Origin of the sequence: Polaribacter sp. Hel1_85 (genome assembly GCF_000766795.1) — a bacterium.
Taxonomy (GTDB): domain Bacteria; phylum Bacteroidota; class Bacteroidia; order Flavobacteriales; family Flavobacteriaceae; genus Polaribacter.
In genome coordinates this window covers 1,558,889-1,576,697 of record NZ_JPDS01000001.1, presented here as the reverse complement: position 1 = coordinate 1,576,697, position 17,809 = coordinate 1,558,889, and the positions used below count along the sequence as shown (strand labels likewise).

Annotated in this window: 18 protein-coding genes, 1 tRNA gene and 1 pseudogene; 3 read left to right on the top strand and 17 right to left on the bottom strand. The window is 28.7% G+C overall.

The window, feature by feature from the left end; all coding sequences use genetic code 11:
* Positions 1–5 precede the first annotated feature (5 nt).
* The 3 genes from PHEL85_RS06900 (at position 6) to PHEL85_RS06890 (ending at position 4,324) form a co-directional block, all read left to right on the top strand.
* Complete coding sequence (locus PHEL85_RS06900; RefSeq protein ID WP_036822740.1) at positions 6–1,070, top strand: 3-oxoacyl-ACP synthase III family protein; 1,065 nt, start codon at positions 6–8, stop codon at positions 1,068–1,070.
* 99 nt (positions 1,071–1,169) lie between these two features.
* The gene (gene guaA, locus PHEL85_RS06895) at positions 1,170–2,705 is read left to right on the top strand and encodes a glutamine-hydrolyzing GMP synthase (RefSeq protein WP_036822738.1); all 1,536 of its coding nucleotides are present in this window, start codon (positions 1,170–1,172) and stop codon (positions 2,703–2,705) included.
* A gap of 137 nt (positions 2,706–2,842) precedes the next feature.
* Positions 2,843–4,324 (top strand): LysM peptidoglycan-binding domain-containing protein, encoded by a 1,482-nt coding sequence (locus PHEL85_RS06890; protein WP_235318239.1) that lies wholly within the window; start codon positions 2,843–2,845, stop codon positions 4,322–4,324.
* Positions 4,325–4,593: 269 nt separating this feature from the next.
* Here the strand turns inward: PHEL85_RS06890 and PHEL85_RS06885 are convergent, their stop codons facing one another.
* The 17 genes and pseudogenes from PHEL85_RS06885 to PHEL85_RS06810 form a co-directional block, all read right to left on the bottom strand.
* Positions 4,594–5,109, bottom strand: coding sequence for a hypothetical protein (locus tag PHEL85_RS06885; RefSeq protein WP_036822733.1), 516 nt, complete (start codon positions 5,107–5,109; stop codon positions 4,594–4,596).
* Positions 5,110–5,169: 60 nt separating this feature from the next.
* Complete coding sequence (gene ccsA, locus PHEL85_RS06880) at positions 5,170–8,313, bottom strand: cytochrome c biogenesis protein CcsA (RefSeq protein WP_036822730.1); 3,144 nt, start codon at positions 8,311–8,313, stop codon at positions 5,170–5,172.
* Between the two features lie 136 nt (positions 8,314–8,449).
* Positions 8,450–10,513, bottom strand: a complete 2,064-nt coding sequence (gene scpA / locus PHEL85_RS06875; RefSeq protein ID WP_036822727.1) for a methylmalonyl-CoA mutase — start codon at positions 10,511–10,513, stop codon at positions 8,450–8,452.
* Complete coding sequence (locus tag PHEL85_RS06870) at positions 10,506–10,838, bottom strand: hypothetical protein (protein WP_036822725.1); 333 nt, start codon at positions 10,836–10,838, stop codon at positions 10,506–10,508. Before PHEL85_RS06870 ends, scpA begins: the two co-directional genes overlap by 8 nt.
* Positions 10,831–12,207, bottom strand: coding sequence for a methylmalonyl-CoA mutase subunit beta (locus tag PHEL85_RS06865; protein ID WP_036822721.1), 1,377 nt, complete (start codon positions 12,205–12,207; stop codon positions 10,831–10,833). Before PHEL85_RS06865 ends, PHEL85_RS06870 begins: the two co-directional genes overlap by 8 nt.
* Positions 12,208–12,525 carry an FtsB family cell division protein gene (locus tag PHEL85_RS06860; RefSeq protein WP_036822718.1) on the bottom strand — a complete coding sequence of 106 codons (318 nt, stop codon included), beginning with the start codon at positions 12,523–12,525 and terminating at the stop codon, positions 12,208–12,210. It abuts the gene before it with no gap.
* Between the two features lie 4 nt (positions 12,526–12,529).
* Positions 12,530–13,135, bottom strand: coding sequence for a uridine kinase (gene udk / locus PHEL85_RS06855; protein ID WP_036822716.1), 606 nt, complete (start codon positions 13,133–13,135; stop codon positions 12,530–12,532).
* Between the two features lie 202 nt (positions 13,136–13,337).
* Positions 13,338–13,411, bottom strand: a tRNA-Thr gene (locus PHEL85_RS06850).
* A 120-nt stretch (positions 13,412–13,531) separates the two neighbouring features.
* A pseudogene (locus PHEL85_RS18265) lies at positions 13,532–13,606 on the bottom strand (SnoaL-like domain-containing protein); the annotation flags it as partial.
* A 53-nt stretch (positions 13,607–13,659) separates the two neighbouring features.
* Positions 13,660–14,967 carry a cryptochrome/photolyase family protein gene (locus PHEL85_RS06845; RefSeq protein WP_036822714.1) on the bottom strand — a complete coding sequence of 436 codons (1,308 nt, stop codon included), beginning with the start codon at positions 14,965–14,967 and terminating at the stop codon, positions 13,660–13,662.
* Positions 14,967–15,431: an SRPBCC family protein gene (locus PHEL85_RS06840; protein WP_036822713.1), complete on the bottom strand. Its 465-nt coding sequence runs from the start codon at positions 15,429–15,431 to the stop codon at positions 14,967–14,969. The genes PHEL85_RS06845 and PHEL85_RS06840 overlap by 1 nt, the downstream gene beginning before the upstream one ends.
* A gap of 1 nt (position 15,432) precedes the next feature.
* Complete coding sequence (locus PHEL85_RS06835) at positions 15,433–15,894, bottom strand: TspO/MBR family protein (RefSeq protein WP_036823230.1); 462 nt, start codon at positions 15,892–15,894, stop codon at positions 15,433–15,435.
* 4 nt (positions 15,895–15,898) lie between these two features.
* Complete coding sequence (locus PHEL85_RS17750) at positions 15,899–16,072, bottom strand: Lacal_2735 family protein (RefSeq protein WP_036822712.1); 174 nt, start codon at positions 16,070–16,072, stop codon at positions 15,899–15,901.
* Between the two features lie 4 nt (positions 16,073–16,076).
* Positions 16,077–16,550 (bottom strand): glutathione peroxidase, encoded by a 474-nt coding sequence (locus PHEL85_RS06825; protein WP_036822709.1) that lies wholly within the window; start codon positions 16,548–16,550, stop codon positions 16,077–16,079.
* A gap of 15 nt (positions 16,551–16,565) precedes the next feature.
* Entirely contained in the window at positions 16,566–17,249 is a 684-nt protein-coding gene (locus PHEL85_RS06820; RefSeq protein WP_036822706.1) for an SDR family NAD(P)-dependent oxidoreductase, read from the bottom strand.
* Between the two features lie 6 nt (positions 17,250–17,255).
* Positions 17,256–17,471 carry a hypothetical protein gene (locus tag PHEL85_RS06815; protein ID WP_036822704.1) on the bottom strand — a complete coding sequence of 72 codons (216 nt, stop codon included), beginning with the start codon at positions 17,469–17,471 and terminating at the stop codon, positions 17,256–17,258.
* Between the two features lie 77 nt (positions 17,472–17,548).
* Positions 17,549–17,773 (bottom strand): hypothetical protein, encoded by a 225-nt coding sequence (locus PHEL85_RS06810; protein WP_036822700.1) that lies wholly within the window; start codon positions 17,771–17,773, stop codon positions 17,549–17,551.
* Positions 17,774–17,809 lie beyond the last annotated feature (36 nt).

The window sequence follows — 17,809 nt, the reverse complement described above, 5'->3', positions numbered from 1 at the left end:
TAATTATGATTTCATCAAAAATAACAGGAACAGGAGCTTTTATACCCTCTATTATAAAGGAAAACAACGATTTCTTAAATGAAGATTTCTTAAATGAAGATGGATCTTCTTTTAATGCTGAAAATGATGTAATTATAGAAAAATTTAAGGCAATAACAGGTATTGCAGAAAGGCGTTATGCAAAGTCAGAGTTTTATACTTCAGATTTGGCTTTTTTTGCAAGTCAAAAAGCGATTGAAGATTCTGGCATTAATCCAGAAGAATTAGATTACATTATTGTTGCTCATAATTTTGGAGATGTAAAAGAAGGTGCAATACAAAGTGATTTATTACCAAGTTTAGCAACAAGAGTTAAACATAAATTAGGGATAGAAAATCCTAATTGTGTTGCTTACGATATTCTTTTTGGTTGCCCTGGTTGGATTGAAGCGACTATTCAAGCACAAGCATTTATAAAAGCAGGTATGGCAAGTAAATGTTTAGTAATTGGTGCAGAAACTTTATCTAGAGTGGTAGATAAGTACGATAGAGATTCTATGATTTTTAGTGATGGAGCAGGAGCTTGTATTTTAGAAGCAACAGAAGAAGCGAATGTTGGTGTTTTAAGCCATGCAACTCAAACTTTTTCTAAGGATGAAGCTTACTTTTTACATTATGGAGGATCTTTTAATGAAAAAGAAGACAAAGATATTCGTTATATTAAAATGTTGGGAAGAAAAATTTATGAGTTTGCACTTGTAAATGTTCCTTTAGCAATGAAATCTGCTTTAGACAAAAGCGGAGTTTCAATTGATGATGTAAAGAAAATTTTTATCCATCAAGCTAATGAGAAAATGGATGAAGCTATCATTAAACGTTTTTTTAGATCATTCAAAAAGAAAGTTCCAGAAGGCATTATGCCAATGAGTATTCATAAATTAGGAAATAGCTCTGTTGCAACAGTACCTACTTTATTAGATTTGGTTTTAAAAGGAGAAATTGAAAATCAAGAAGTTAATAAAGGAGATGTTATTATTTTTGCCTCAGTTGGTGCAGGAATGAATATAAATGCAATTGTTTACAAATACTAAATTACCAACAAATTATGTAAGTTTACTAACGAATACTAATTCGTGATAAAAAATATGAATTTCAGTGTTAAAATTTAATCTGAAATAGTATTTTTGCGCATGCAACAACACAACGTACTTATTTTAGATTTCGGATCGCAATACACACAACTAATTGCGAGAAGAGTAAGAGAATTAAACATTTACTGTGAAATTCATCCTTTTAACCATCCGCCAGAAAATCAATCAGAATTTAAAGCGATTATCCTTTCAGGAAGTCCAAACTCTGTAAGAGGAGAAAATGTTCTTCATCCAGATTTATCAGAAATTAGAGGAAAAAAACCTGTTTTAGCAGTTTGTTATGGCGCACAATATTTAGCTCATTTTTCTGGAGGTAAAGTAGCACCTTCTAATACAAGAGAATATGGTAGAGCTAATTTATCATTTATAAAAAGCAAAGAAACTTTTTTTGATGGTATTTCAGAAGGTAGTCAAGTTTGGATGAGTCATTCAGACACAATTAAAGAATTACCAACAAATGGAGAGTTATTAGCAAGTACAAAAGACGTAGAAAATGCGGCTTATAAAATTGAAGGTGAAGAAACATATGCAATTCAATTTCATCCAGAAGTTTATCACTCTAAAGACGGAAAACAATTATTAGAAAATTTTTTAGTTAAAATTGCAGGAGTTGCTCAAACCTGGACTCCAGATTCTTTTGTAGAAAGTACTGTAGCTGCAATTAGAGAAAAAGTAGGTAATGATAAAGTTGTTTTAGGGCTTTCTGGAGGTGTAGATTCTTCTGTAGCAGCAGTTCTGTTAAACAAAGCAATTGGTAAAAACCTATATTGTATTTTTGTTAATAACGGACTTTTACGTAAAAATGAGTTCGAAACTGTATTAAAAAGATACGAAGGAATGGGATTAAACGTTAAAGGTGTAGATGCATCGGCACGTTTTTTGAAAGCATTAGAAGGGTTAACAGATCCTGAGAAGAAAAGAAAAGCAATTGGAAACTCTTTTATTGAAGTTTTTGATGATGAAGCACATAAAATAACAGATGTTACTTGGTTAGCTCAAGGAACAATTTATCCAGATGTTATAGAATCTGTTTCTGTTAATGGAGGTCCATCTGCAACAATTAAAAGTCATCATAATGTGGGAGGTTTACCAGATTATATGAAATTGAAAATTGTAGAGCCTTTAAAAATGATTTTTAAAGACGAAGTTAGAAGAGTAGGAGCTTCAATGGGAATTGATCCTGAGTTATTAGGGCGTCATCCATTTCCAGGACCTGGATTAGGAATTCGTATATTAGGAGATATTACTGCAGAAAAAGTACGTATTTTACAAGAAGTTGATGCTGTTTTTATCAACGGATTAAAAGAAGATGGATTGTATGATAGTGTTTGGCAAGCAGGTGCAATGTTACTTCCTGTAAACTCTGTGGGAGTTATGGGAGATGAAAGAACGTATGAAAAAGTAGTAGCTTTAAGAGCGGTAGAAAGTACAGATGGAATGACTGCAGATTGGGTAAATTTACCTTATGAATTTTTGCAAAAAACATCTAATAAAATTATAAATCAAGTAAAAGGTGTAAATAGAGTAGTGTATGATATTAGCTCTAAACCACCTGCAACAATAGAATGGGAATAAAGTATATGAAACATGTAAAGTTTTTTGTTTTTCTATGTATTATAACGTTTACTGTATCTTGCGGTCAACAAAAAAAATACGTTGATTATAAGGTAAAAGAAGGTGAAACAATGAGAATCATAGCCAATAGATTGGATATGAAAACCAAAGATTTACTTCGTCTTAACCCAGATGTTGGTAGAAAACCAGAAGCTAATTCTGTGATTGTAATTCCAAATAAAAAGATAAAAGCTACTGTAGATTCTGTAAAAGATGAAGTTGTAGATGAGGTTGTTAAAATAGATACAAAAGTAGAAGATGATGCTTTAAAAGTAAATAAAGAAGAACTATTAAATGAACTTAAAAAAGACTTTGTAGTTTACGAAGTTAAAAAAGGAGATACTTTTTATAGTTTAACTCGTTTCTATAATGTTTCACAAGAAGAAATGATTGCTTTAAACCCTGTTTTATCAGAAGGATTAAAAGTTGGTCAGGTTATAAAAATTAAACCTATTTTAGAAGGAGAAGAAGAAACAGAAGTTCATATTTATGAAGATAAAATAGATGAAGGAACTTCTTTAAAGGTTGCATTATTATTACCTTTTTTAACGAGTGAAAACGATACAATAGATTCTAAAGACCTTTTTATAAAAAGTAGATTAGCTAACATTGTAACAGATTTTTATTTAGGTTCAGAAATAGCAATAGATTCTTTAAGAAAACAAGGAATTAATATAGATCTTAATGTTTTTGATACAGGAAGAAATAGTACAAGAATTAAAACTATTTTATCAGAAAACGACTTAGATAATAATGATATTATTATTGGTCCTTTATATTCAGAAGAAGCAGAAATTGTTGCAAGTAAAGTAAATACTCCAGTAGTTTTTCCTTTTTATTCAAAAAAACAATCCAAATTTTCATCGCCAAAATTAATAAAAACTTCTCCAGAGAAAAAAGTATTTAGAGAAGAGTTAACTAATTATATAAAAGACAATTTTACAAAAGGGAATTTAATTTTAGTTGGAGATGGAAAATCAGCATCAAATAATTCTAATGCGATTATAAAACAATCTTTAAAGTCTCACGATTCTATAAGTGTAGTAAATGTATTAAAGCCCAAAGACGGATATATTGCAAAAGATCGTTTCTTAGAAATTTTAAAACCAAGTATAGATAATTGGGTAATTTTAACTTCAGATAATAATGTTCTAGTGGCAGATGCTGTTAACAGTTTAATTAGTTTGCCAGATTCTACACACGTTCGTGTTTTTACTTACAATAAAGGAAAAGCATTTAATAAGATTGCAAATTTAAAGTTGGCTAAAATTAATTTAACATATGTAAGTGATGAATATGTAAACGAAGCTTCTGCTTCAACACAATTATTCAATAAACAATATGTTAGTAAAAACAACGCGTTGCCATCTTTTTATGCAACCAAAGGTTTCGATATTACTTACGATATTTTAATGCGTTTAGCTTCTGGGAATGATTTAAAATCGACATTTAAAGAAGGAGCATCTTTTAGAGTAGAAAGTAAGTTCGATTATTCAAACAAGTTGTTTGGTACATCAGAAAACAACGGTTTATTTATTGTGCAATACAATAAAGACTTAAGTTTAACAAGGTTAAAATAGTTCGATAATAGCTGTTTTTAGAAGCTATTTCCTGCTATCCACTATATCTTTTTATTACACATTGCCATAGTTTACTATCTTGTAAACTGTGGCAATTTCATTTTAGACTATAGGCTTATTTAATAGGGCAATAAAAAGGATGCCGTTTCTATCAGGGCTAAACTTATTTATGAGCCAATAGATTAAAAATAGTATTAAGCATATTAAATTATAAAACTAAAAAATCCGCTTTTTAGCGGATTTTTTTTATATCGATAAAAAAGAAAGAATTAGATTTTCTTCATTTGATCTTTCATCATTTTCATTTGATCTTTTAACATTCCGTGTTTGTCTAATTTCTTAGCTTCTGCCATTAAATTAGTAGCTTCACGTTTACGTCTTTTAGTCATTGCAATTCCAGCTAATTGTAATTTAGCCATTGCTAAATCATGATCCATTGCTAAACCTAATTTAACAGCTTTACGTAAGAATTTTTCAGCTTGCGTAATATTTGTCTGACTTAATATAATTCCGTGTAAATAATTATAATAACCTTGTTGTTTAGTAATTAAAGCAGCTTCAGGATTCTTAATATACCCTAACCATTTTTTAGTTCCTTCAAAATTTTGTTTACGTAACTGTAAAAATGCCATTAAAATGAATTCATTTTTAAAGTATAACAAAACAAAAATTCCTGCTAACAATAAGATTGAAATTCCGTTCATTATATTTACTTGGCTAAATTGATAAATAGCCCAAGCTGTAAGTAAAGTAGCAATAGCTAATTTTATATTTTTATGAAACATATTGTTTATTCGTTATTTTTAATGAGAAGCAAAAATACATTTTCTTGCTAAATTAAATCGTTACTTTTTAAAGTATTTCTTGTATTTAAAAGATGCTATAATTGTTAGTAAAACTAATACAGCAATATAAATATAAGCTTCTTTTGGTGTTACAGATTGGTCTCCACTTGCATAAGAATGTAATCCAGATAAATAAAAGTTTACACCAAAATAAGTCATCATTATGGATAAATAGACAAATGCAGAAGCAAAATTAAAAGATAATCTACCTCTTAATCCAGGTATCAAACGCATGTGCAAAACAAAGGCATAAAGCATTATAGAAATTAAAGCCCAAGTTTCTTTAGGGTCCCAACCCCAATAACGACCCCAACTTTCATTAGCCCACATTCCACCAAGAAAGTTACCAATAGTTAGCATTACTAAACCAACAGTAACTACCATTTCGTTAATAATGGTAATTTCCTTAATATTTAAGTCCATTTTCTTTTTATTCTTGTCAGTTGTAAAAATGATTAGAATTATAGCAAAAATTCCAAGAATCATTCCTAGAGAAAGAGGTCCGTAACTAGCAACAATAATAGATGTATGTACTAAAAGCCACCAAGAATTTAAAACTGGTTGTAAGTTTGCAATTTCTGGATCTAACCAATTCTGATGAGCAAAACCTAGCATAATTGCTACTAAAAAAGTAGTTGCAGCAATGGTTAGTGTAGATTTTCTGCCTATAAAAAGACCAAATAACATGGTAGACCACGCAACAAATATGATAGATTCATAAGCATTACTCCAAGGTGCATTACCACTAATATACCATCTTGCTCCTAAACTAAAAGTATGGAGTAAGAATAAGATTCCAACACCACCAATTAAGATTTTTATTAAAGTATTAACCCATTTTTTTGTATTAAAGATTTCAAAAAACACAAAAATTAGAAGTAATACACTTAAGTATCCATAATATTTAGCTAGGGTTTGAAAAGGTTGAATTTTATTATAAGAAATTTCTAATTCAATTTGTTTTTCATCAGGATACACTTCAGATCCAAATTTCATTTGAAACTTTTTAATTCCATCTAAAATTTGATCTGCCTTAGAATAGTCTTTTGTCTTTTTAGCTTCTTGTAAAAGTTGAATGTAAACAGGTAAAGATTGACGAACAAAAACAGAATCTGTTGCTTTAAAACCAGCTGTTGAGGTTTCTGGTTGAGAAACCCAAGTATTATTATCATCATTAGGAATTGGATAAATACGTAAAATGCCTCCACCAATTGCGCTGTACAATAAACCTACACGTCTGTCTATTTTTATTAAATCTTTTTCAAACTTGTTTTTTACATTTTTCTTCTGAGCTTCTGCAACTTGTTCTTTAATTTTATAGGCTCCTCTAGGAGTAATAAAATCTGATAAACGTGCATATTCGGCATCTTTTGGTAAACTTAAAGTTTCTCTAATTTTAGTGTTTCCTTTTTCTAAATAAACAACAGGTACTTCAAACCAAAGTCTTGGGTTTTCTATAATAGAAAGCAAAACCTGACTAGCTTCCATTCCATTAAAAGTTTCTGTTTTACTAACTTTTCTAATTAATTCAGAAGCAAAAGTATGAGCAGGTTTCATACGTCCTCCTGCATCTTGAATAACCAATTTGTTAAAGCTTTCTGCATGTTTTAAATCAACTAAATTGGCTTGTAAAATAGAGTCTATTTGTTGATCTGTAATATTATTAGGTTGATGAGCATCATGTTGAGCAAAACTAAAACTAGATAAGAATAAAGTAACTACAATAGACAATGTTAATTTTTTCTTTCTAATCTTTTTTAAGCGATTTTTTAAATCGTCAAAACGAGTATTTTTTGCAAATAAAATGCAAATTAAACCTGTGTATAATAAAGAATATCCTAAATATGTAATAAAAGTTCCTATAAAATCATGATTAACAGAAAGGTGTGTTTCTTCAACAGGACCAGACAAATCATAACTAGATTGGAAGAATTTATATCCTTTATGATCTAAAATATGATTCATAAATATTCGATAATCATAGGTTTCATCTGTATCAATAACAGTAACTTCACTTGCATAAGCAGCAGCACTTTCTGAACCTGGGTATTTCTCTAATTGAAAATCATTTAACTTTACAGAAAAAGGTGTTTCTAAAATTTTAGCTCCATATAACATTCTAAAATTTAATCCACCAACTGTAACTTCTTTAGAGCCTTCAGAATTAAACTTACCACCTGTTAATTCTACTCTTTTAGTTTCGTTATTACTTGTAACATCAAGAACTATAACATCTAATTTTTTATCATTTTTTGGTCCACTAACAGTTTTCATAATTCCTTTTTCAGCAGGTCTTGGAACTACAAATTGCAAACCAGCAATATTGTGTAAGGTTAAATATTGAAAATGTTGAATAGAATCTTTTGTTATTTTTCCTCTTTTTTGATCTGCCATTCTAAACCAATCTCCTTCATCTTTAGAAATCATTTTTAAATTTCCATCTTCTTTTGTAAAGTTGATAGAAGCGTTATTGTCTGCAACGTTAAAACCAACCAAAACTCCATGGATATTTTGAATAGTTCCTCTTTTTAACCAATGTTCATGTCTTGTTCCTTCAGAAGATTCAACAAAAAATAAATGTTCTACACCATTTTCATCTTCAACTAATTTTTTTTCAGCCCAAGGAATATAATTTACCAAATCAATTTTAAAATCTTGTTTGTTGCTGTCAGATTTAAAATTATCGGTATAAGACCAAGAATTTTTCCCCCAAGCAGAAAGAACTAAAGGTTTGTTTATTTCTGGTTTTTGCATTTTACCATTATCTACAATGGCATTTAGGTAAGTTGTTTCTGATAAAAATTTATTGGTAGTTTCTCCTTCTTTAATCAGCATAATTCCCTCATAACCAATATAACGTGTTACTCCAGCTCCAATCAATACAAATAAGAAAGCTAAATGAAACATTAAAACTGCCCATTTTTCTTTTTTGTATAATCTGTATCTAAAAATATTTCCAAAGAAATTAATTACAAAAAACACCATAATTAACTCAAACCACCATGTGTTATATACTAAAGCTTTAGAGGTTTGTGTTCCAAAATCGTTTTCTATAAAGGTGGCAATTCCCATTGCTGTAGCGAAAAGTATAAATAATACAGCTGTTAAGCGAGTAGAGTAGAGTATGTTAATAATTTTTTTCATCCGGATTTGGTGATTTTTTAAAGTCTCGCAAATTTACGGATAAAAGAAATAATACTTCTTCTAGCGATGTTCTTTTTTATTGTTAAGATTTGTTAAAAAAAATATCTTTTATTTTAATAATCTAAAGTAATAATGATTATTCAGCAATACTATCAATTAAAATGGTTAATAAATCAATAGCAGCTTTAGAAATTTTTGTACCTGGACCAAAAACTCCAACCGCTCCAGCATCAAATAAAAATTGATAATCTTGAGCAGGAATTACACCACCAACAATGACCATAATATCTTCTCTTCCATATTTTTTTAATTCTGCAATTACTTGAGGAACCAAAGTTTTATGACCAGCAGCTAAAGAAGAAATACCTAAAATATGAACATCATTTTCTACAGCTTGTTTAGTTGCTTCTTGTGGTGTTTGAAATAACGGGCCAATATCTACATCAAAACCTAAATCTGCATAACCTGTGGCTACAACTTTTGCTCCACGATCATGACCATCTTGTCCTAGTTTTGCAATCATAATTCGTGGACGTCTACCTTCTAGTTCTGAAAATTTATTAGCTAATTCAGTTGCTTTTTTAAATAATTTATCATCTTTTATTTCTTTACTATACACACCAGAAATGGTTTTAGTTACAGCTTTATGTCTTCCGAAAATAACTTCTAAAGCATCAGAAATTTCTCCTAAAGTTGCTCTGTTTTTTGCAGCTTTTACAGCTAAGTCTAATAAGTTTTCTTTTCCAGATTTTGCTGCTTCTGTTAAAGCTATTAAGGATTTGTTTACTTCTAAATTATCTCTATTTACTTTTAACTGATACAATCTTTCAATTTGAGAATTTCTAACAGCTTCATTATCTACTTCTAAAATGTGTAATGGGTCTTCTTCTTTTAGTTGGTATTTATTTACACCAACTATTGTGTCTTGGCCGCTATCAATTTTTGCTTGTTTAATGGCTGCAGCTTCTTCAATCCTCATTTTAGGAATTCCTTTTTCAATGGCTTTAGTCATTCCTCCTAGCTCTTCAACTTCACTAATAAGTATCCATGCTTTATTAGCAATATCTTCAGTTAATTTTTCAACATGATAACTTCCAGCCCAAGGATCAACCGTTTTGGTGATATGCGTTTCTTTTTGTAAATATATTTGTGTATTTCTAGCTATTCTTGCAGAAAAATCTGTTGGTAATGCAATAGCTTCATCCAAAGCATTTGTATGTAAACTTTGTGTGCCGCCAAAAGCAGCAGCCATTGCTTCTATTGTTGTTCTAGCAACATTGTTAAAAGGATCTTGTTCTGTTAAAGACCAACCACTGGTTTGACAATGTGTTCTTAAAGCTAAAGATTTTGGGTTTTTAGGGTTGAATTGTTTTACAATTTTTGCCCATAACATTCTTGCTGCTCTTAATTTTGCAATTTCTGTAAAATGATCCATTCCAATAGCCCAAAAGAAGGATAATCTTGGAGCAAAAGAATCTATATCCATTCCAGCTTCAATTCCTTTTCTAATATATTCTAATCCATCTGCAAGCGTATAGGCTAATTCAATTTCTGCTGTAGCGCCAGCTTCTTGCATGTGATAACCAGAGATAGAAATTGAGTTAAATTTTGGCATTTTATCACTAGTATATTTAAAAATATCAGCAATAATTTTCATGGACGGGGAAGGAGGGTAGATATATGTATTTCTAACCATAAATTCCTTTAGTATGTCATTCTGTATCGTGCCAGATAATTGTTCTAAAGAAACACCTTGTTCTTGGGCTGCCACAATATAAAAAGCTAAAATGGGTAAAACTGCTCCATTCATTGTCATAGAAACCGACATTTTATCTAACGGAATTTGGTTAAATAAAACTTTCATATCTTCTACAGAATCGATAGCAACACCAGCTTTACCAACATCACCTTGAACTCTTTCATGATCTGAATCATACCCTCTATGAGTAGCTAAGTCAAAAGCAACTGATAATCCTTTTTGACCAGCAGCCAAGTTTCTTCTATAAAAAGCATTGCTTTCTTCTGCAGTAGAAAATCCTGCATATTGTCTAATTGTCCAAGGTCTTCTAACATACATCGTAGAATAAGGACCACGTAAGTTTGGTTCAACTCCAGCAACAAATCCTTCTTGCGAAAAAGGGGTTTTAATTGTTTTTTTTAATTTTTTAATTTTTATATGTTGTAATTCTTTTCTACTCATCTTTCGGTTCTACTTCTAACTTTTGGAGTTGGTATAATTGAGAGCCAATTATTCTAGATTCTTTTTCTCTTTTTTTGATCTGTAAATAACTTGTAAATATAAAAAAGAAAGAAAATATGCATAAAAAGATAACTATACCAATCACAAAATTTACACTATTACCAAAAAATTGATAAAACTTGTTTTCTAAAAAATAGAGACTTACAATGGTAAAAAATATAAAACCAATTATAAATGTTGGAAGCTTTTTCTTAATGTCCTTAACTTCTTGTTTTAATTCAGTTTGTCTTTTTTGCTTATTTAATATCTCTTTGTTCTTATCCATTATAGGGTTTTTTATCACCTTTTTCAGAAATTAATCGTTCTTTTTCAAGCGATTCTGAAAGTCGGTTTTTAGTTAATGGGGGAACTATTGTTTTAATATTTCGTTGTTTTACAAAAGGATATAATTCTAAATCATTTTGCATTAAATCTTTTTTGTTTTCCTGAAAATTTGTGCCTAATAGAATTATTTCATTTTTTAAAAAATCTATTGATTCTTTTTTAGAGCTTTCACTAATTTTTTTTTGAATAGTACCAGCTTTTAATTGCTTTAAAAACCCGCCTCCTTTTTCAATTTGTTTAAAAATAATTAAAGCATTTTCTACTAATTGATCTGTAATGGATTCAATATAATATGAGCCGTTTGCAAAATTTTGTGCCTCTTTAAAGTGGCTTTCTTGTTGTAAAATTAACAATTGATTTCTAGAAATACGTTCTCCAAATTCATTAGATTTATGATAAATTGCATCATATGAAACATTTGAAATGGTATTTGCACCACCTAAAATAGCACTCATACATTCAGAAGTGGTTCTTAACAGATTTACATTATAATCATATAAAGTTTTATTTCTTAAACTAGGCTGAACAAAAAGATTAGTTTCTAAGTTGGCTACATTATATTCTTCTAAGAGCGTTGTCCATAATATTCTAAAAGCTCTTAATTTTGCAATTTCAAAAAAATAATTGCTTCCTACAGAAAAAGAAAAATGAATTTTTTTAGCAGATTCAGCTCCAAATTCATTTAAGTATTCATTTGCGTGTACTAAAGTATAAGCAAGTTGTTGTGTAATTGTTGCACCACAATTTTGATATAAATCACCAGAAACTGAAATACAATTTTCAGATTTTTTTTGAATGATATCGAACTTACTAAAATCTTCTTTTAGGTTGTTATACCAATTACCGGTTTCTGCTAAATTTCCAATAATATCTATCTGAAAATAGGTGTTTTTTGAATTTATAAAACTTGAAATTTCATTTTGAAAATTAGCATCTAAAAAAGAAAAATGAAAGTATATGAAGATAGATTCTAGCTCAATGTTTAGTAATAAAGTTTTAAAATCAAAAACTGAGTTTGCTTTGAATTGAATAGCAGTTGCACCTCTTTTAATAGCTTCTAAAGCTAAAGAGTTTGCTATTTTCTCATTATCAACAAAAATGGTTTGACAAACTTTAAAACTTTTTTTTGGTGTTTTTATTTGCTGATTTGTTCTATCTTCTGAAGTGTAAAATGGTTTTACAACAATTCCTTCATTGGTTTTCCATAGAAGTGAATCATTATAGTCTGCTCCTTTTAAGTCTACTTGAATTTTATTTTTCCAAGCAGAAGGAGAAGTTTTTTGAAACTCATTAAATAGAGATGTACTCATTTATTTCTTTATTGTGTCAAATTCTATTAAATAGATATCTTCATTGTCTTTCTTCATCAAGTATTTTTCTCTTGCAAAGCGTTCTAATTGAAGTGAATCTTGTAATTTTTTTATAGTTGCTTTATCTTCTTCTATTTTATTTTTATAGAAAGAGATTGTGCTTTCTAGGTCTTCAATTTCATTATTAAATTTATGATGAACTAAGTAGGAGTTTTCATCAAAAAAAAACATCCATATTAAAAAAGGAACTAAGATTAAAACAAAAACATTTGTTATAATCTTTATGAAACTATTTTTCCTTATTTCTTTTAGAGTCATAAAATTATAAACGATCGTTAATTACTGTTCTTACCACATCAATTGCAACTGTATTATGTTTATTATTAGGAATGATGATGTCTGCAAAATTTTTAGTTGGTTCTATAAATTGTTGGTGCATAGGTTTTAATGTGTCTTGATATCGATTTAAGACTTCATCTATATCTCTTCCTCTTTCAGTAATATCTCTTCGAACTCTTCTTACTAATCGCTCATCAGTATCAGCATGAACAAATATTTTTATATCAAATAAATCTCTTAAAGCTTTATTATTTAAAATTAAAATACCTTCTACTATTACTACTTTTCTTGGGTGTGTTTTTATTGTATCTGTTGTTCTATTGTGTGTTACAAAAGAATATACTGGTTGTTCAATTGTATTTCCTGATTTTAAACTCTTTAAATGATTAACAATTAAATCGAAATCAATTGCTCTTGGATGATCAAAATTAATCTTTGATCTTTCTTCATAATTTAAGTTAGTGGTAGCGTTATAGTAAGAATCTTGTGAGATTACACAAACTTCATCAGTAGGTAGTTGTTTAATAATTTGATTTACAACTGTTGTTTTACCACTTCCTGTACCTCCAGCAATTCCAATAATGAGCATAAAATTATAATTAGGATAATTAATTGACTAAAATAATAAAGATTTTACAATATTTTATTTTTTTTAATTTTTATATCGTTTAATTTATCTAAATCATTTGAATATTTTTTGCATTCTATAAAAATTAAAAATTGATTTTCAATTAAGAAATTTCAAAAAAAAAAGCCTCAAAAAAAAAATTCTTGAGACTTTTTAAAATTTGAGCCAATGGAGGGACTCGAACCCACGACCTGCTGATTACAAATCAGCTGCTCTAGCCAGCTGAGCTACATCGGCTTTTAATTTGAGTGCGCAAATAAAGTACAATTATTAATATTTACCTAAATAATTTTTAATTTTTTTCATAAAAAAAAGCTTCAATCAAATTGAAGCTTTTTATCAAGAATAAATAATTTATTACATGGTATAAAAGAATTGTTCATTCGTAATTTTACCATCTTTCACTTCAAAAACGCAAACTTCTTCCATTTGTTGTCTTCCTCAGCTTTTAAATTTAATATCAAAAAGAAACTATTAAATAAATTTTAGAATTCTATTAAAGCTTTTTTGTATGTTTTTAAACAACGTTCTCTAGCAAATTTATGTTCAACAATTGGTTTAGGATAGGTTAGTTCTTGAAAGTCTGGCACCCATTTTTTTATATAATCTAAATCGTTATCAAATTTTTGAATTTGAGTTGTTGGATTAAAAATTCTAAAATAGGGAGCTGCATCTACACCTGTACCTGCAACCCATTGCCAATTTCCAATATTGCTAGATTGTTCGTAATCATGCAATTTTTCTGCAAAATAAGTTTCACCCCATCTCCAATCTATTAATAAATGTTTGCAAAGAAAACTACCCACCAACATTCTAACTCTATTGTGCATAAAACCAGTTTGGTTTAATTCTCTCATACCTGCGTCTACTAAAGGATAACCTGTTTCTCCTTTGCACCAAGCTTCGAATTCTTTTTCATTATTTCTCCAAAGAATTCTATCGTATTTTGGTTTAAAACTTTTTTTAATTGTGTATGGAAAATGCCATAAAATTTGCATAAAAAATTCTCTCCAGATCAATTCTTTTAAGAATGTAATATTATTGCTTTTAGCCGCTTTATCTACCATTTTTCTAATACTTACAGTTCCAAAACGTAAATGTGCACCTAGTTTTGAAGTGCTATCTTTTGCTGGAAAGTTTCTAGTTTCTTCATATTGATTAATTAATTTTGATGAAACTTTATAAGATGCAATTTTGATAGTAGATTTTGTAAATCCAATTTCTTCTAATGATAAAAATTGATGGCTATTTGTTTTGATAAAGTTATCTAAAAGCTCTTCCGAAGGAAAAAATTGAATGCCTTTAAAGCAGAAAGCTTCTAACCATTTTTTTGAATAAGGTGTAAATACTTTATAAGGGGTTCCATCTTTTTTTACGATTTCATTTCGTTCAAAGATTACTTGATCCTTATAAGTTTTAAAAAGAATATTTTTTGATGTTAAAAAGTCTTTAATTTCTAAATCTCTTTTGATAGCATAAGGTTCATAATCGTGATTTGTGAAAATACTATCAATTTTATATTTTTCAGATAATTTTTTGAAAATATTAAGCGGTTTTCCTTTGATAAAAGATAAAGAACTTCCAATTTCCTTTAATCGGTTATTAATGTTTTCTACTTCTTGATGAATAAATGAAACACGTGCATCATCTTTAGGTAGTTTATTTAAAATTTCTTCATCAAAAATAAAAATTGGCAAGAGTTTTTTTCCTGATTTTAATGCATGAAATAATCCACAATTATCATTTAAACGAAGATCTCTTCTAAACCAAAAAATGTTAATTTTCTCAATCATTACTTTAATTCTCCAAAAAGTTCAATTAATTTCTTTTGTCTGTATGCAAATATTTCTTCCAATTTTGGTTTTACTAGAATTGGATGTGCTATTTGACCTAAAATCCCCATAGGAACTTTGTAATCTATAATGTCTTCCATTTCTACGCCACCTTCAATTGCTTTGATAAAGTGTTTGTGATGCCATAAAGCATAAGGTCCAAAACGCTGTTCATCTACAAAATATTTATTTTCTTTTACGTGTTTAATTTCTGTAACCCATTTTGTTTTTATCCCAAGAATTGGAGTAACAATATATTGTATAATTTGACCAGCAAACATTGGTTTTTCCGCTCCAGAAAGAATATCAAAACTCATGTAATCTGGAGTTATTGTTTTTAAATTCTTTGGACTTGACAAAAACTCCCAAGCTTTTTCTACAGAAATAGGTAAGTTTTGTTTTCTATGAAATGTGTAAATTTTCATCTTAATTATGAATTAGAATATAGAGATTTAATGAAGTAGCAATACACAGCCAAATCATATAGGGTAAAAGTAAAAATTTATAATAACCGGTTTTACTGCTTAATTTGAAGAAATAGTAAAATAGGAGAGAAGTAAGTAAAACAATTGTTATCAAACCAAATAAAATTAAATGTTGGTTAAAGAAAATGTAGTTCCAACTTACATTTAGAATAAATTGAATAAAAAAGATAATGGTTAATTTTATGCTGTAATCTTTTATATTAAGGCGACCTAAATAAATTGAAAAACAAATCATAATTAGAGTCCAAGCAATTCCAAAAACAATACCTGGAGGCGTCCAAGGAGCCTGATTTAAATTAGTATACCATGTTGTTAATGGCCCATTATTCATTAACCAGCTTCCAATTGCCAATCCACCAAAGTTGATAATTAAAAATAATAGTGTAAGTTTTAATTGCTTCATGGGTTTATAATTTTGATTGTAAAGATTCAATTTTCTTTAAAATATTGTCTGCTTCTAAATATTTTTTATCGCTATCAGTTCTGTTAATAGATTGCAATTTAAATGCTTCTTTCATTATCTTTTTATAAGAATCTTGCAAATTTTCTACTTCACTTTTCTTTTTAAATAAACCAAACATAGTTTTATGATTTTAAGTGTTTTGTGATTTTTGAACTCATTGGTTTTGTAATTGAAAAATAATAATCTATTAATTTTCCTTCTGGAGAAACTAAATACTTTTGAAAATTCCATTTAACTGTAGAATTTTTTCTGTTATTCATTTTTTTCGAAGTTAACCAAGTATATAAAGGATGTTGATTTGTGCCTTTTACATCAATTTTTTCTGTAATTAAAAAAGAAACACCATAATTTAATTCACAAAATTCTTGAATTTCTTCATTACTTCCTGGTTCTTGATTTCCAAATTGATTACAAGGAACTCCAATAATAATTAAGTTGTCTTTATAAGTTTTACTTAAATCTTCCAATTCTTTATATTGAGGAGTAAAACCGCATTTAGAGGCCACATTTACAAAAAGAATGTATTTATTTTTAAAATCTGATAATTGAATAGGATTATTCTGGAGACTGTTAATCTCTATATCGTAAATATTCATTTTGATTAGGTTTTATTATATTTTAAAACTGACAATTCCACAATCTAGTTCAAAAATTTGACCTGAGATTGAATTAGCTTTTTCAGAAATTAAAAAAGAAGCTAAATCTGCAACTTCTTTTGGAATTAAATATTTTTTTAAAGGATGACGTTCTGTAATATTTTCTATCATTCGTTCATTTCGCAATAATTTAGATGCCAAATCTGTATCTGTTACAGTTGGTGCAATTGCATTTACACGAATTGATGGCGCTAATTCTGCACCTAAAGATTTTGTTAAACCTTCTACAGCAGATTTTGCCGCAGCAACACTTGCATGAAAAGGCATTCCTAATTTTGCTGCAACAGTGCTAAAAAGTAAAATAGAAGGTTTGCTTCCTTTTTTTAAAGAAGGCAAATAATGTTGAATAGTTTTTACGGCACCAATAACGTTAATTTCAAAATCATTTCTGAAATCATCTAATTTTAGTCGAGAAATTGGTTTTAAATTGATGCTTCCTGGGCAATAGATTAAAGTATCTATTTCTTCAATTTTAGGGAGGTCATCTGTAAGAATATCACATGTATAGTGAGTAAGATTAGTGTGGGAAAGCAAAGGAGCAGTTCTACTTATATTTATAATTGAATTATCATCAATTAAAGATTTAATAATTGCATTTCCAATTCCTTTGCTTCCTCCAACAACTAAAATTTTATTCATAGGCTTTTAAGGTCTTCCTTTCAAGCGCTTTTCAATTTTTTGTTTAACTGCTGTTAAGCGCTTCATTTGATCCATTATTTTAATGTCTTTTTCTACTTTATATACTTCGTTTAGCTCTAAAATTAAGGCTTTAACCTCTCTAGATGCTACAATTCTATCACTTGTAGTTTTAAATGAATGTTTTCTGTGTTCAAATTCTTCAGCTCTTTCTAATAAATTCATTGCTTGTTTCTCTGTTTTATTCTATAATTTTCGAATATAATTATAAAAGTTAGAAAAGCAAGAAAAATATGTACTTATTATGAAGTTAATGGTTTTCCTTTTAAACGTTTTTCGATTCTTTGCTTAATTACAGTTAATCTTTTCATGATATCCATAATATTAGAATCTTTATTTTCTTTATAAACTTCATTTAAACTTAAAATTAAAGATTTCGCTTCTCTAGCTGCCAGAACACGATCACTGGTAGTTGGAAATCTCATTTTTCTTGTTTCAAATTCTTGTGCTTTTTTTATCAAATCCATATTTTGTTTTTCTTTTTTAAATCGTTTTTTTTAACT